14 protein-coding genes are annotated in these 16034 nt (G+C 49.9%); 13 read left to right on the forward strand and 1 reads right to left on the reverse strand.

The window, feature by feature from the left end; translation table 11 throughout:
- The first annotated feature begins 36 nt into the window (after nucleotides 1-36).
- The 12 genes from ABIC22_RS16735 to ABIC22_RS16790 all read left to right on the forward strand — a co-directional run bounded on the left by ABIC22_RS16735 (nucleotide 37) and on the right by ABIC22_RS16790 (nucleotide 14025).
- Nucleotides 37-3024 (forward strand): beta-galactosidase, encoded by a 2988-nt coding sequence (locus ABIC22_RS16735; RefSeq protein WP_354482361.1) that lies wholly within the window; start codon nucleotides 37-39, stop codon nucleotides 3022-3024.
- A 189-nt stretch (nucleotides 3025-3213) separates the two neighbouring features.
- Nucleotides 3214-3771, forward strand: coding sequence for a GNAT family N-acetyltransferase (locus ABIC22_RS16740; RefSeq protein WP_354482364.1), 558 nt, complete (start codon nucleotides 3214-3216; stop codon nucleotides 3769-3771).
- Nucleotides 3772-3995: 224 nt separating this feature from the next.
- Nucleotides 3996-4820 carry an alpha/beta hydrolase gene (locus tag ABIC22_RS16745; RefSeq protein WP_483312594.1) on the forward strand — a complete coding sequence of 275 codons (825 nt, stop codon included), beginning with the start codon at nucleotides 3996-3998 and terminating at the stop codon, nucleotides 4818-4820.
- Between the two features lie 186 nt (nucleotides 4821-5006).
- Nucleotides 5007-6584, forward strand: a complete 1578-nt coding sequence (locus tag ABIC22_RS16750; RefSeq protein ID WP_354482370.1) for an AraC family transcriptional regulator — start codon at nucleotides 5007-5009, stop codon at nucleotides 6582-6584.
- Nucleotides 6585-6701: 117 nt separating this feature from the next.
- The gene (locus tag ABIC22_RS16755) at nucleotides 6702-7703 is read left to right on the forward strand and encodes an ABC transporter substrate-binding protein (protein WP_354482373.1); all 1002 of its coding nucleotides are present in this window, start codon (nucleotides 6702-6704) and stop codon (nucleotides 7701-7703) included.
- Between the two features lie 23 nt (nucleotides 7704-7726).
- A complete protein-coding gene (locus ABIC22_RS16760; RefSeq protein ID WP_354482376.1) occupies nucleotides 7727-8734 on the forward strand; it encodes a FecCD family ABC transporter permease in 1008 nt (335 codons plus the stop codon).
- On the forward strand, nucleotides 8727-9749 hold the full coding sequence (locus tag ABIC22_RS16765) for a FecCD family ABC transporter permease (protein ID WP_354482379.1): 1023 nt from the start codon (nucleotides 8727-8729) through the stop codon (nucleotides 9747-9749). The genes ABIC22_RS16760 and ABIC22_RS16765 overlap by 8 nt, the downstream gene beginning before the upstream one ends.
- Before the next feature lie 36 nt (nucleotides 9750-9785).
- Nucleotides 9786-10517: an alpha/beta hydrolase gene (locus ABIC22_RS16770; RefSeq protein ID WP_354482382.1), complete on the forward strand. Its 732-nt coding sequence runs from the start codon at nucleotides 9786-9788 to the stop codon at nucleotides 10515-10517.
- Nucleotides 10518-10619: 102 nt separating this feature from the next.
- Nucleotides 10620-11375 (forward strand): exodeoxyribonuclease III, encoded by a 756-nt coding sequence (locus ABIC22_RS16775; protein WP_110821873.1) that lies wholly within the window; start codon nucleotides 10620-10622, stop codon nucleotides 11373-11375.
- A 296-nt stretch (nucleotides 11376-11671) separates the two neighbouring features.
- Nucleotides 11672-12655, forward strand: a complete 984-nt coding sequence (locus ABIC22_RS16780; RefSeq protein ID WP_354482386.1) for an alpha/beta fold hydrolase — start codon at nucleotides 11672-11674, stop codon at nucleotides 12653-12655.
- A gap of 44 nt (nucleotides 12656-12699) precedes the next feature.
- Entirely contained in the window at nucleotides 12700-12879 is a 180-nt protein-coding gene (locus ABIC22_RS16785; protein WP_095359653.1) for a hypothetical protein, read from the forward strand.
- 168 nt (nucleotides 12880-13047) lie between these two features.
- Entirely contained in the window at nucleotides 13048-14025 is a 978-nt protein-coding gene (locus tag ABIC22_RS16790; RefSeq protein WP_354482389.1) for a diaminopimelate dehydrogenase, read from the forward strand.
- 107 nt (nucleotides 14026-14132) lie between these two features.
- On the opposite strand, the gene ABIC22_RS16795 is transcribed toward ABIC22_RS16790, so the two are convergent.
- Nucleotides 14133-14957, reverse strand: a complete 825-nt coding sequence (locus tag ABIC22_RS16795; protein ID WP_354486006.1) for a pentapeptide repeat-containing protein — start codon at nucleotides 14955-14957, stop codon at nucleotides 14133-14135.
- Nucleotides 14958-15307: 350 nt separating this feature from the next.
- Here ABIC22_RS16795 and ABIC22_RS16800 point away from each other — a divergent pair, with 350 nt between their 5' ends.
- Nucleotides 15308-15847, forward strand: a complete 540-nt coding sequence (locus ABIC22_RS16800; protein ID WP_153979595.1) for an NADPH-dependent FMN reductase — start codon at nucleotides 15308-15310, stop codon at nucleotides 15845-15847.
- Nucleotides 15848-16034: the final 187 nt, after the last annotated feature.

The raw sequence follows: 16034 nt of genomic DNA on the forward strand, positions 1-16034 counted from the left end.
ATGAACTCAAACACATTTAAGAAGGAGGGGAACGCTTTGACAGAGAAACGATCCCTTTTGCTTCATGAGCAGGAGAAGATTACAGAACCTGGGGCTGACAACCGTGTTACTTCGGAATGGAGTTATGACCGGCATAGCTTCATGTGGAATGGACAACGCGTATTTCTGAACAGTGCAACGATACATTACTTCCGGATGCCTAGGGAAGAGTGGCGAGAGGTATTGGTTAAGGCCAAACTGGCCGGCATGAACTGCATCGATACGTACTTTGCCTGGAACGTTCATGAGCCCGAGGAAGGACAATGGAATTTCGAAGGAGATCGTGACTGTGGGGCTTTCCTGGATCTGTGTGCCGAACTGGGCATGTGGGTTATCGCACGTCCAGGTCCGTTCATCTGTGCGGAATGGGATTTTGGCGGATTCCCTTACTGGCTGGAAACGAAACCGAACGTGAAATTCCGTGAAAACAACGAAACCTATCTGCACCATGTGGATCTGTATTTCGACCGGATCGTACCGATCATTCGCGATCGCCAGGTTTCCGCAGGGGGCAGCGTCATTCTGGTCCAGGTCGAGAACGAATACGGGTATCTGATGGATGACGCCGCAGCAAGCGACCATATGCATTATCTTAGGGATGGGTTGCTCCGTCGCGGAATCGATGTTCCGCTTATCACCTGTGTGGGTGGGGCAGAGGGCACGATCGAGGGGGCCAATTTCTGGTCAGGTGCTGACGGGCATTATGCGAAGCTGCGTGATAAACAGCCGGATACGCCGAAGATAGTTACCGAATTCTGGACCGGATGGTTCGAGAATTGGGGCGGACCCTCTGCCATTCAGAAAACGGCGCCATTACTGGAAAAGCGGCTGATGGAGGTTCTCCGTGCCGGGTACACTGGGATCAGCCATTACATGTTCTATGGCGGGACCAACTTTGGCGGATATGGTGGTAGAACCGTGGGCAGCAGCGACATATTTATGGTCACTTCGTATGACTACGATGCCCCGCTGAATGAATACGGGCGTGTGACGCCGAAGTACGCGGTGACCAAGAAGTGGTCCTATTTCGTGAATGCTTTCGGAGCGTTTCTCATGGAATCCGAAGAGATTCCGGAAGCAGAGATTGGCGTACGCCACCCTTCAGGAATCTCCGTGCGGGGCCGGCGTTTCGGCGACCAGAATATCTGGTTCCTGGAGAGTCACCTGGATGAACGTCAGACGGTGCCAATTACGCTGGAAGAAGGACGGACACTTCCTGTTGCCTTGGGCCCAGGGCAGATCGTTCCGGTTTTTGACCGGATTCGGATTGCGGATGATGTTTTCCTGACTGGTGGGGCATGGATTGCAGGCAACGAAATCGTGAGTGGAGAACGAACATTGTTCATTGTGGGAGATACGGGGCAGCGTTCGGTTGTGGAACTGGACGCCCCATTACTGCGAGTGATAAGCAGCAGCATGCAGCTGCTTCTGGATCATGATCCGGAAAGCGATGTCCGGCGCCTGGATCTGTTCCATTTCCGTGAACCCGGGACGGTTCGTCTGGAGGCTGGAGGTGTCCCGCTCCGCATCATTGTGCTGGACAGTGAAGCCATGGACCGAACCTGGAGAATTGAAGGCGCGGATCAGGAACAACTGCGTTATGTGATCGGGGTGGATGATGTTGACATTCTGCCATCCGGGCAGGTCAAGGGCATGATCTCCGATCCGGACCGGTCCATGATGCTGCTCGGTGGCTGGCCCTGTGGTGAACAGATGCTGACTGGACGCGAGTTCATCCACCCGGATGCTGCAGTGGAGTCCGGTCGTGCGGAGGATACGAAGGATTACCATGCGACGAAGGGCAATCACCATCAGGAGCTGCCCGTGCTGCCGATGCCTCCAAGATTGTCTGAATCCCCGGACGTATCGCTTATAAAGGTGGAAGCAGCGGCGCAATCACCAAGCGGTCAACCGGAACACTTTGCGGAGTACGGGCAGGATTACGGATATCTGCTCTATGAATGCGACTTCCACAGTGAGGATGGCGGTGCGAGCAATCTTATTCTGCCGGATCTTCAGGATACGGCCAGAGTATATGTCGGTGGCGTGGAACAGGCGCTGGTAAGACAGGTTGGTGCGGCGGCGATCCCGGTGAGGACTGTGAAAGGAACGAACAGGCTCCAGATCCTGATCCAGCACATGGGACGACTGAATTTCTCACCACATCTGGGAGAAAGCAAAGGATTGGCAGGGCCTGTGTATCTTGGCGGTTCGGTACAGGATATCCGACGGGACTGGCAAGCAGCAAGTGGGATTGTTCATCTGGATGAAGTGAATCATCTGGAGGGACATCCGCTTCTCAGCCGGAGTATCACGCTAGGTGGCATGGACCGTGCCATTCTCGTTGGAGCTGTAAGCAAAGGGCTGCGAATCAATGGCATTGATGTACCGCTCGAAGGATATCAGGACTGGTTTTCATTTCACACAGTGGATCTGTCACTCTATTTGAAACCGGGTGAGGTCAACACACTGGAGATGCCTTACAGCAGAACTCCGCTGAATCGACTGGAACTGATCATGTACCGAAGTGAAGATGAGCTGACGGATTGGCGGATGGCAGGCAACGAAGCACTGCTTCCCAAGGAGTGGGCAACGCTGGGTACATTCGCTGAATCGGCCGATCCTATGGAAACCAAGGATGTCGTTCAGTATAGTGGCAATCGTATGGCCAGCCCGCTGATTGATCGTTCATATGGCCAGCCGGTGTGGTACCGCTGGAAGTTCTCCCGACCTGATGTGCCGGAACATTACCAAGTGAACCTGATGGTTCGGCTTACCGGAATGAGCAAGGGAACACTCCATCTGAATGGACATCATCTGGGCCGATATTGGCAGATTGGTCCGCAGGAAGATTACAAAGTTCCTGTTTCCTGGCTTCAGGATGAGAATGAACTGCTCGTATTTGACGAGGAAGGTTGTGCACCTGATCGAATACGACTTCTGTTTGATGAGCCGTCCCAATACCCGTGGGTTGTAATCGAATAACCATCAAGTATGAATAGGCACGGTTAACTGTGTGCAGAAAGACTCCTTTTTGAATAGTACAGTGAGTGTTTCTATCATCTGCTGTGCAATAAAGGGGTCTTTTTTTCATGATTTTGGTACAATGGATAGGAAACATATGGATATAGATGAATAGAATTTGATTACAGTTTTGCTTAAAGGAGACGATCCATGAATACCCCGTTTGTGTTTGACGAGTTCCCTGTGCTTAAGACCGACCGCTTCAACCTGCGAGCCGCAGATGAACAGGATGTCTTGGATGTTTTGGCGTTGTATTCCAATGAGACGGTTGTTGAATTCATGCCATTTACTCCTTTTGAGAGTGTGAACGATGCAATGGATGAGATCGGTTGGTATGCGAAGATTTTCAGGGAGCAGTCCGGTCTGCGCTGGATGATTGAAGATGTGGAATCGGGTAAGGTGGTGGGTACCTGCGGGTTCCTCAATAGAGAAGAAGTACATAACCGTGCAGAGATCGGATACGATTTGCATCCCGAGTATTGGGGGAAGGGCGTGATGACTGAGGTAGCACGTGCCGTGCTGCATTTTGGCTTCATGAACATGCAGCTGAACAAGATTGAAGCGAGAGTGGAACCGAAGAATGAGGCCTCGATCAGACTGCTGCATAAGCTTGGTTTTCAACAGGAAGGTCTGCTGCGGCAGCATGAGTTTGAAAAGGGACGGTACATCGATCTTGCGGTGTTCTCCAAGTTAAAAAGCGAAGTTTAAGGCAAAATAAGCTGGAGGAATCACATAGGCTAAAAGCCGCGCATCTCGGCGGCCGAACGAAGACCGGACCATGTTCCGGTCTTTTTCGTTTTTTGGGAACTCTGCATGAACGGTGTATTATCCATATGAGGCGGGGAGATCGTCCATGGAAGGATGTATGGGCCTTGGATATAATCGGAAATTGAAGGACTAACAACAAGGAGGAATCATCATTGAAACAGGTCATGAATCAAGATGACATGGGTCCTGGAGTGATCTTGCCGGGAACATCTGTATATAAGGTGCGCGCTGAACGAAGTGGACGCGAGTATGTAATTAACGTTTTTGTTCCGGATATCGCTACGCCGCCCAGTGGGTATCCCGTAATCTATCTGCTTGATGCCAATGCTGTGTTCGGTACCATGGTGGAGGCGATGCGTGTTCAATCCGTGCGTTCAGATAAAACGGGAGTGGTCCCCGCAGTGATTGTCGGGATTGGTTACGAGGCTGAGCATCCTTTTCCGCCGGAAAGACATTACGATTTCATGATGTCGGCACCGGAAGCGGACCTGCCCCGAAGACCGGATGGGACAAGCTGGCCAGAACATGGCGGTGCAGAAGCGTTTATGCATTTTATCGAAGAACAGTTGAAGCCGGAGGTGGAGGAGAAGTATTCGATCGATCGCAGCAGGCAATCCATCGTAGGTCACTCCCTCGGCGGGTTATTCGTATTGCAGATGCTGCTGGGCAATCCCGGAACATTTCGCCATTACATCGCAGGCAGTCCGTCCATCCACTGGAATTCAGCTTGGATTGAACAGCAGAGAGCATCATGGGTCTCGCGCGCGGAGAATTGCGGGACGGAGATGCACGTATTAATTGCAGCAGGGGAGCAGGAAGGAAGCCACCCGAGCGGCGTAGTGGGTCGTTCCAGGGAGCTCGCACATTGGCTGGGCCAGACGGGACTTGAGGGCTTCAGTGCCGAGTTTACATGTTTTGAAGATGAAGGTCATATTTCGGTACTGCCGATATTGATGAGCAGGGCAATCCGATTTGCCTCTAGGGGATAGTGGATCATTTCTTTTCTAATGTGTCGATCCTGAGAAGGTCGTGCGAAATCCTGCGTAAATTTGATATACTAGAACAAGTAAATGAGAATGGTTATCAAATGGAGGTAGGAAAATAGATGATTTCCCAAAACTTTCCACCACAAGGAGCGCCTACTGGGTTCCGAACATCCGCTTGATCGTCTGACGTTGAAATTGCGAGATATCGAGAAAATCAAATCCACTACAGGATGGGTGCTGCCCCAGCAGCATACATCCTCTTATATATTGGTCATGGTTACAGGTGGTGAAGCTTTGTTAACCCTGGATCACCGTTCCGTAAACATAAGGGCACAAGGCGTATATTCATGTGTGCCTGAATCAACGTTTGGCTTGGCATCTTTTGGAGAAGAGGGCGCTGAAGTAACACTGGTCCGTTTCGATCTGTATGAGGAAGTCCCAGATGACACAAGTTCGCTGCGTCTCATTAAGGAGACACCTTTGTTTCGATCCGGTAGGGAGTTGGCAGTGGCCTCCACACTGCAGCTGGCTTTCCATTGTGAAGAAATGAATAACCTGTGGCACAGCGGCAAAGCCATGGATCATTTCCATGCTCATCTGGAATTCCAGCAGGTCCTGGCTCACGTTACAGAGGCTCAAACTCCACTCAAGGAAGACTCTCAAATGTTGATTCAGCGTACCAAAGAATACATTGATGAACATTCCAATGAGAATCTGACGGTGGAACTTCTCGCAGGCATGGCCGGACTCAGCCCGAAATATTACGTGGACTTGTTCAAACGAAGATATGGAATGAGCACCACGGACTACATATCAGGACTCCGGATCAACCGGGCGAAGCAATTCATGGCCAGCACGGATCTGCGTCTGCGGGACATCGCCCACCAGGTCGGGTATCAGGATGAGTTTTACTTTAGCCGCAAATTCAAAAAAATCGTAGGCGTATCCCCTTCGGTATACATGAACAGCCGTCGCCGCAAAATTGCCGCCTATCATATTGGGGTGACGGGACATTTGCTGGCGCTGAACATGACTCCGTATGCTGCCCCGCTGCACCCCAAATGGACGGCCTATTACTATCGCATGTACGGTAAGGACATCCCGGTGCACCTCAGTGCCTATCGTCTGGACGTGGAATGGGAATCCAAAATCCAGGCTCTGCAGGAGCATCAACCTGAATTGATTATCAGTTATGACCATTTGCGGCCTGAAGAGAGGAAACGGCTAGAAGAAATTGCGCCTGTGCAGTATATTGCAGCTTCGGAGCATTCATGGCGCGTACAGCTGCAGACGCTGGCTGCGCAGGTGGGAGGAAAGCAGGATGCCGAAGCCTGGCTGGCAAGCTATGACCTCAAGGTCCAGCAGGCTAAGGTGCTGGTGCAGCAGGAACTCGGTAATGACACAGCTGTAGTTGTACGTCTGCTGAAACAGCAGTTCACCCGGTACAGCTCGCCTTCCATGGCGGAGGTTTTCTATGGTGATTTGGGTGTAAGACCCGCCTATACCAGTCCACAGGGAACGGTATACAACGAACCCATCAGCCTAGAACAGTTAAGTGCAATGAACGCCGATTGCATTTTCCTGATGGTGTGTCAGGAGAGTGAAACATTATCCGTATGGGAGGATGTGCAGAAAACATCCTTATGGCAAAACATCAAGGCGGTACAGAATAATCGTCTGTATATCATTACGGCTGACCCTTGGCTTGAAAATTCCCCTGTATCCAATGAACGAATGGTGGATGACATGATGAATCTGCTTCGGTAAATAATCCATAGGGATTCAGGACAGAGTCCATGGTCCAGTTTGTCATTCTTGTTTATCATTCAATAATGATTATTATTCTCAATTAGAGAATGAACTATTGAAGGGGGATCACTAGAGATGAAGAAAAAACTGGGGTTGTGGCTGGCATTGATCTGTATGCTGACTGTTCTGGCAGCATGCGGTAAACAGGAAGATACAGCAGGAGGAACGGAAAATTCAGCGCAGGCCGAAAGTACAGCAGCGAGTAGTGAAACGGAAACAACCGAAGCAGCAGAAGGAACAAGAACCATTCAATATCTGGATCAGGAATATACGGTGCCAACGGATGTTCAACGAATCGTAATCACCGGTTCGATGGAAGCGATGGAAGATGCATTGGTATTGGACGTACACCCTGTAGGTGCAATTACCTTTGGCGGGGAGTTCCCGGAGATGTATACCTCGATTACCGATCAAGCAGAGTCCATTGGACAGAAGATTGAGCCAAACTTTGAAACCATCTTGTCATTGAAACCGGATATTATTCTGGGCACCACCAAATTCAAGCCTGAAGTGGCTGAGCAGCTCGGCAAAATTGCCCCGTTCATTCAGGTATCTCACATTTCCACGAACTGGGAGGCGAATCTGAATCTGCTCGCTGAGTTGACAGGCAAGCAGGAGCTGGCCAAACAGGAGATTGAACAATACAAAGCAGCCCTGACAACAGCTCAGGCAGAGCTTGGTGATACATTGCAGAACAAAAAGGTTGTGGCGGTCCGTATTCGTAATGGGCAGATGTATGTATATCCCGAGTCGGTCTTCGTGAATCCGATTCTGTACAATGACCTCGGATTCCAGGTCCCTGCCGAGATTCAGGCAGCGAAAGCACAGGAAGCGATCTCCGTGGAGAAATTTGCCGAGATGAATCCGGATGTGGTGTTTATTCAATTCGAAGCAACAGAGAATGCAGACACGCCGAATGCGCTTGAAGATCTGAAGAATAACCCGATCCTGCAGAAAACGACAGCCCTGCAAAATAATCAGGCGTTTGTTAACGTGATTGATCCGCTTGCCGAAGGAGGCCCGGCATGGAGCCGGATTCATTTCCTGGAGGCCGCTGTGGAGCAGCTAACCAAATAATTAGAGCAAGGCGTGTATAATCCATGCAAAAAAGAAGATTGAATCCGGCGGTGCTGTTTGCAGCAGCGCCTCTGATTATTGCAGCCACCATCCTGGCCTCCATTCTGTATGGAGCCAAAAATATTGATGTTTCCACGGTCATTGCAAGTATCTTTGAATTTGACACGAACAGCATTGATCATCAGATCATTGTGTCTTCACGGCTTCCACGCGTGATTGGTGCTCTGCTGATCGGCGCTTTTTTGGCCGTATCCGGGGCTCTCATGCAGGGGATGACAAGAAATTATCTTGCATCCCCTTCCATTATGGGGGTATCCGACGGGTCGGTCGTTGTAATCACGCTATGCATGGTATTTATGCCGAATACGTCTTCCCTTGGGCTTATTTTTTATTCCCTGGCGGGATCTGCTCTGGGAGCAGGGCTCGTATTTTTCATTGCCTGGCTGCTGCCCGGCGGAATGTCCCCTGTGCGGCTTGCCATCTTGGGCACGATTATTGGGACGTTTCTAGGTGGTGTGTCGCAGGCTGTAGCGACCTACTATCAGGTCTCCCAGACCATCAGCTTCTGGTACAACGCCAGACTGCATCAGATGGATCCGACCATGATCAAGCTGATTATTCCCTTTGCTATGGTGGGATTGGCGTTAGCGCTGATCCTTTCGAAGTCCGTTACCATTCTGTCCATGGGAGATGACGTTGCGACAAGCCTGGGACAACGGACCGCATGGGTCAAGGGGTTATCCATTTTGAGCGTTGTTATTTTAACGGGTATATCCGTGGCACTGGCGGGGAAGATCGCATTTGTCGGTTTGTTGATACCGCACATCACTCGTTTTTTCTTCGGTGTGGATTATCGCTGGGTCGTTCCTTGTTCCGCCATTCTGGGCGGCATATTCCTTGCGTGGTGCGACATTCTGAGTCGGTTCATTAATTCACCATTTGAAACACCAATTGGGGTTGTCACCGCATTGTTTGGTGTGCCATTTTTCCTTTATCTGATTAAGACCAAAGGAGGGGGAAAACATGCCTGAACGGAAGCGGGGAAGATTATGGACCGTAATATTCGTATGTGCGGCTATTATCGCAACGGCAGTGTATATCAGTCTGACGAACGGTACGTTCGATATCTCGGTCATGGAGGTAGTCAAAACCTTATTGCGGCTGGACCCCGTGCATGAACATGACCTGGTTATTTTCGACTTCAGGCTGCCGCGGATCGTCATTGCTCTGCTGCTTGGGCTGGGACTCGGCATTGCAGGGGCGGTTATTCAGGGGATTGCCCGCAATCCGCTGGCTGATCCGGGTATGCTCGGAATCAACGCAGGAGCAGGGACGGCCATGGTGCTGTTTATGCTTCTGTTCCAGGGTTCCATAACGGGGACCGGCTGGTTGTCCATTATGGCCATGCCGCTGTTTGGGTTGATCGGAGGCTTAGTAGCGGTAGCTCTTATTCTGTGGTTTGCCCAGGAGCAGGGGCAGCTGGATTCGCAGCGGTTGATACTGGTCGGGATTGCGATCGGTTCGGGCTTCAGTGCGATCACGCTCTATCTTTCCCTGAAGATGAACCCTGGGGACTTTGAGATGGCCACCGTCTGGTTGACGGGCAGCATCTATAATGCCAACTGGCGCTTCATTGCGGCTATGATACCCTGGCTGGTGCTGCTTATTCCACTACTTTGGCTGAAATCCCGTGTACTTGATGTGATGCAGCTGCAGGAAGCCAGCAGTCAGGGGCTCGGCGTGGATGTGCACCGGGAGAGAAAACTGCTGCTGCTCGGCAGTGTTGGACTGGTCAGCGCCTGTGTTGCCGTCTCCGGCAGTATCGGATTTGTTGGTCTCATCGCTCCTCACATCGCCAGAAGACTGGTAGGTCTTCATTATAATCGGGTCATTCCGGTATCCGGGCTGGTAGGTATGGCCATGGTCGTCGTGGGTGATCTGATTGGCAAAACCGTATTTGCCCCGGCAGAGCTGCCTGTAGGCATTGTGATCTCCATTATCGGAGTACCGTATTTTATATTTTTGCTGCTCAAAAACCGGATGTGATTGGCCGGATTCGCATTGGAGGAGAGGAATCCTAGCATGAGTAAATGGATACATGAGACAGTAGGCGGCTGGACGCTTCATCTTCTTCTTCCACCCTCCTACGCCGATGGAGGTCGTTATCCTGTCGTATATATTCAGGATGGGGGAGCAGTAGCCAAGGCCTGCAGTAATCTTCTGGATCACTATTATCGAACGAGAAGGCTGCCGGAAGTGATTTTGGTTGGCATTGAGTCCCATAATCGGAACGATGATTATACGCCTTGGCCAATGCCGGCCCTTACGGCTTCGTTTTCGTCTTTTGGCGGGCATGGCAGAGCTTATCTGGATACGATCATCAAGCAGTTGAAACCGCACGTGGATTCGAACTACCGCACATGGGCAGATCGAGCAAATACGGGGATCATGGGTTGTTCACTTGGGGGCTTAATTTCCCTGTATGCAGCCACCGAATTCCCGCACGTATTCGGCAAGGTAGGGGCGCTGTCTGCTTCGATGTGGTACGAAGGATTTTTGGATTACATGACCGGGCAAGCCTGGTCTGATCGAAGTGAGCTGAAGCTGTATATGTATGTGGGCAGCCTGGAGGGAATCTACAAACAAAATATTCAGGCCCATATGCTGGACTATACGCGTGCAGCGGTCAGGGCGATTCTGGCAAAGGGATATCCCGCTGATCGGTTGAACTATGTTGAGGAAGAGGGAGGAACACATGACATGCTGTTCTTTGCCAAACACTTTCCCGAAGCGCTGGAGTGGCTGTTTACCTAGCGGGAACTGCCTCTGAGCACCCCTCGTCCCATTTCCAGGCGGATAGCCTTGTCCTTATGAATTCGCCCATGCTATATTGGGGAGATGTGAGGAGATGAGGATATGAAGCTGGTGTCCTGGAATGTGAATGGGTTAAGGGCATGCGTTACGAAAGGATTCATGGATTATTATAAGGAAAGCCAGGCCGATATTTTCTGTGTGCAGGAGACCAAACTTCAGGCAGGGCAGATTGAGATGGACCTCGGGGAAGATGTGTACCAATACTGGAACTATGCCATCAAAAAAGGATATTCCGGCACAGCCGTATTTACCCGGATCAAGCCGTTATCCGTCCGTTATGGGATGGAGGAAGACAGCGAACCGGAAGGCCGGATGATTACGCTGGAATTTGACCGCTTTTACCTGGTGAATGTATATACGCCCAATGCGAAGCGTGATCTGACCCGTCTTCCTTATCGACTGGAGTGGGAGGATCGTTTCCTGAAATATATCCTGCAGCTTGAGCAGACCAAGCCGGTCATTGTCTGTGGTGACCTGAATGTGGCTCATCAGGAGATTGACCTGAAGAATCCGAAGCCCAATATGGGCAACTCCGGATTTACGCTGGAAGAACGGGGGAAAATGACAGAACTGCTGGCGGCGGGATATGTGGACAGCTTCCGGCATTTATATCCAGATCGCACGGACGTGTATAGCTGGTGGTCTTATATGCCAAAGGTACGGGAGCGGAATGTGGGCTGGCGTATCGATTATTTCCTCGTGTCCAATCAACTGGCACCACGGGTTGAAGATGCAAACATCGACTGTCATGTGATGGGTAGTGACCACTGTCCAGTCGGACTAACGCTGCAACTGTAGCAGTCGCAGAATAGGCTGAATAATAGAGTAAGGTGAGAACCGCAGGTTTCCGATAATTCATCGGGAATTTGCGGTTTTTTGGTGTGAACTGGGTTGTCTATCCCCTCTAATATAATGCTGGACAGTCCCTTCTCAGCCCGCAGGGTAAGTTATGAACTGGACTTTGGTTGGGGGAAGAACTGGACCCCGGATTGTTCCGGTTACAACGGTTCTTGGGTAGGATTAAAGAATACATATAGGAACGTTATGCAAGGCATAGACGAAGATGAGATTAGCGTGTAAGGGGTAGAGAAGCGATGAACAAGGGTTTACGGAGAGTGGTGAAAGTATTAGGTAGCCTGATGCTGACGACAGGTCTGCTGCTGCTTACAGGTACGGCTTACGAAGCTTATCAGTCTGCACAGGATATGAAGTCATATACGCCGCCTGGCAGGCTGTATGAGGTAAGTGGACGTAATATGCACCTCTACTCGGCGGGAAAGGGATCCGTGACCGTTGTACTTGCATCAGGCTGGGGAACACCGAATCCCTACGTGGATTTCAGTCCGCTGTATGACAAGCTGAAATCCCACGTGAAAATTGCCGTGTATGACCGATTCGGGTATGGATACAGCGACTATACAGAGCAGCCGCGTGACATCGATACCGTTGTAGATGAAGTTCATCAATTGCTTCGCAAATCCGGTCAGCGACCACCGTACATCATGGTGGGTCACTCCCTGGGATCTCTGGAGACCATTCGATATGCACAAATGTATCCGGATGAAGTGGCAGGTATCGTTATGATCGATGGGGGTAGTCCTGAATATTACAACACGGCGGAGATGGATGCACCAGACTGGTATTTCGATTCAGCAAGATTTCTGGTGAAAACAGGCATTGCACGAACATTGCTGCATTCGGATCGGATGATGGCAACGCTGGTTATTGACCCGGACCTGGTTGTGGAACCAATGAAAAAGGCCGCTATCAGTTCGACGCTGAAGCATGCGTACAACGACAACGTGATGGATGAGCTTCATCGTTCCAAGGTTAACGCAGACCGTGTGCTGGAGAACAAACAGCCATTTTCCTTTCCTCTAACCATTCTTACGGCCGGATCAGATCAACCAAGTGAGGGAAGCCGGGCATGGCAGGCAGATCAAGCCGAGTTTGCCTCATGGTCCGTACAGGGGAGACAGCAGATTGTTCCTCACGCCAAACATTACATTCATAACAGTCAACCGGATGCCGTTGCGGGTGCCATTTTGGACATGGCTGAATCCACAGGTCACAAATGAAACATATAATCTCCGAAACAAACAGCGAACAGGAGGCAGATTGGATGAGAAAATTAAGGGTCGTCACCAAGTTCGCATCCTTGCTCCTGGCAAGCAGTGTACTCTCTCTCTTGATTCTAACCCTATCTTTCTTGTGCTTCACAGCCAGAGTAGATGCGGCATCTGTAGCACATTTTACGGAACAGTCGGATTACATCATTCATGTGTTTCGATTATTTTTCTAGGTCCATAATAAGAATGAATGGCGGATACTTTGCATGAAAGCAGCCTGATGCTGCATGTAGTGCAAGGTATTTTTGATTTCGACTGGAAACCTAACAGGTTACATGGTATGTTATATCTTTATACTAGAGTAGTAAGCAACTATAGAAGAAGACAGGAGAGGATCGAACATGGTTAAAGTTGGTATCGTAGGTTACGGAAATCTGGGTAAAGGCGTGGAGAAAGCCATTGTGCAAAACCCGGATATGGAGCTTGTTGCTGTATTTACACGACGTAATCCGGAGCAGATGGTTGCAGAAGGTACAGAAGCTCGTTTTGAGCACATCTCTGCTGCCGAGCAATACATAGGTAAAATTGATGTCATGATTCTGTGCGGCGGTTCGGCAACGGATCTTCCGGAGCAGACACCTGCCATTGCCAAGTTGTTCAATACGGTGGACAGCTTCGATACACATGCGAAAATTCCTGAATTCTACGCGGAAGTGAATGCTGCAGCAGAGCAAGGCGGTCACGTTAGTGTGATCTCCACAGGCTGGGACCCAGGCTTGTTCTCCATGAACCGTCTGCTCGCCCAATCCATTCTGCCAGAGGGTAAAGAGTACACATTCTGGGGCAAAGGGGTCAGTCAAGGTCACTCCGATGCAATCCGCCGTGTTCCAGGGGTTAAGGCAGGTGTTCAGTACACTGTACCTGTTGAAGAAGTGATCAACCGGATCCGTTCAGGAGAGACACCTGAATTGTCGACACGCGAGAAACACCTGCGTCAATGCTATGTCGTGGCTGAAGAAGGTGCTAATCAGGATGAAATTCGTGAAACCATTGTATCCATGCCGAACTATTTTGCAGATTACGATACAACAGTAACATTCATTACTGAAGAGCAGCTTAAATCGGAACATGAAGGTATGCCGCACGGTGGATTTGTTATTCGTAGTGGTGTTACCGGTACAGGCCAAAAGCAAATTGTGGAATTTGGTCTGAAACTCGATAGCAACCCTGAATTCACCGCTAGTGTACTGGTCGCTTATGCACGGGCTGCACAGCGTTTGAGCTTGGAAGGACATAAAGGTGCCAAAACCGTATTTGATATTCCACTTGGTCACCTGTCCCCGAAATCTGCTGAGGAACTTCGCCGAGATCTTCTGTAATGTTCGATGTAAAACGATTCAATCATTGCAATAAATAGAAACAGCCCGTCCTTCATTATGAGGGACGGGCTGTTTGTGTTATAGCTCTTATATAGCAGAGGAGATGTTTACAACCAGTGCTCAGGCAAGTTGAGATGAGCTGGCAATCTGGTACGGGAATCGCCTTTGGCTGCATTCAGCTGGGATTGTGTCAGAAAAATGCTCCCGGTCAGATCTGCTCCGCCCAGATCCGCATCACGCAAGTCGGCACCGATTAGATCAGCGTGTCTCAAGTCGGCATTGCGCAGGTCACAAGCAATCATTAAGGCACCCCGAAAGCTTGCTCCCCGGAGGTCAGCTCCTCTTAAATTGGCACCCAGGAAGTCTCTTCCTTTCAGTTTCTTGCGTTTGGATTTCCCTTGTTCATGGCTGCTGGATGGCGCATGCGCGCGTACCAGCTCACTCCCCTGCACCAGAAGATCGTTTACGATCGCCCGCTGAGAGGGAATATCCAGGCGCAGAATCGCGGAAGGCTCCAGATCGGTTAGGCGTTCCGTCTCCTGGTATACGCTGCGGATGACATCGTGAAGAGAGGAGGTTTCCGGCCTCAAGAGCATTTCGTTCATATAACTGAGCAGTTCATGCAGTTGTCTCATGACAGGCAGGCAGTCGAACATTTCGGCAGCCGATTCCGGATGATCCCGCCAATCCTTGCCCGCATAGGTTACTTGGGACAGCTTCTGGCCTGCACCAAAGCAGTCATAGACGGTACAGCCCTTGAAGCCCTTTTGCCGGAGCTGCGTATGAATGCCGCAGCGATGGTCTGAGCGCAGGTTGGAGCAAGGGGTGCCGCTGGCTTTGTCAAAAGCAAAGTCGGATGACTTGCCATAAGGCAAGGCAACGCAGCACAGCCCGAAACATTGCTCACAGTCCGTGTATAAATGAGGGCTCATCGTACTGCCGTGGGATAGATTAGACAATGTGTACACTTCCTTTAATAAATGAAAAAACTGGATATTCAGTGTTAATATCACTTTACCATTACACTGAAATATGATCAATTCCTATAGGTTTCATATGGGAGGGCAAAATTGCAGAATAAATAGGAATCAACATTGATATGATAAGTAGAGGTAAAAAAACATTTGCAAACTTTATGTAAGTTACTTGACTAATTTAATCATATAACTTATTATCAATAACAAGCCAAACAATTAAACGGATGCAGGATGGTGCAGATATGGGATTTATGGATAAGTTATTCGGTAAAACTAACAACAACACACAAGAGGAGGAAACAAAAATGTCGAAATTAAATATTGGGATTATTCTTGGGAGTACACGTGAAGGTCGGTTGAGTCCGCAAGTAGGGGAATGGGTGAAAAAGATCGCTGATTCACGCGGTGATGCCAACTATGAAATCGTGGATATTGCCGATTATAAGCTGCCGCTATTGGGCGAAGCTGATGCAACAGAACAGGCTACTGCCTGGAACACCAAGCTGGCGAGCCTCGATGGATTCGTATTTATCGTACAGGAATATAATCACAGCATCTCTGCATCACTGAAAAATGCACTGGATTATGCTCGTGAAGCCTGGAACGATAAAGCTGCAGGAATTGTTAGTTATGGCTCGGTAGGCGGTGCACGTGCGGCAGAACATCTGCGCGGTATTCTCGGAGAACTGTCGGTTGCGGATGTTCGTGTTCACCCGGCGCTTTCTTTATTCACCGATTTTGATAACGGAACCTTCAAACCGGCTGATCTGCACTTGACCAATCTCAACGGAATGTTGGATCAAGTGTTGTCCTGGAGCGGGGCGCTCAAAACCGTTCGTTCATAATCATATGAAATGTAATAGCCGCCATTTTGGCGGCTTTTTTGCGTCAGGGAGAACACAATCATATTGACCGTCTCACCCTGTGAAGGCCTGGCGTGCTCCGATCATTTCAAAAGATGAAAAAGGACAGCTCTCCTCAGGGAGAACTGTCCTTCATGAATAAAGTTAAGATGAATGATGATATGCACAC

Origin of the sequence: Paenibacillus sp. PvP094 (genome assembly GCF_040546835.1) — a bacterium.
Classification (GTDB): Bacteria; Bacillota; Bacilli; order Paenibacillales; family Paenibacillaceae; genus Paenibacillus; species Paenibacillus illinoisensis.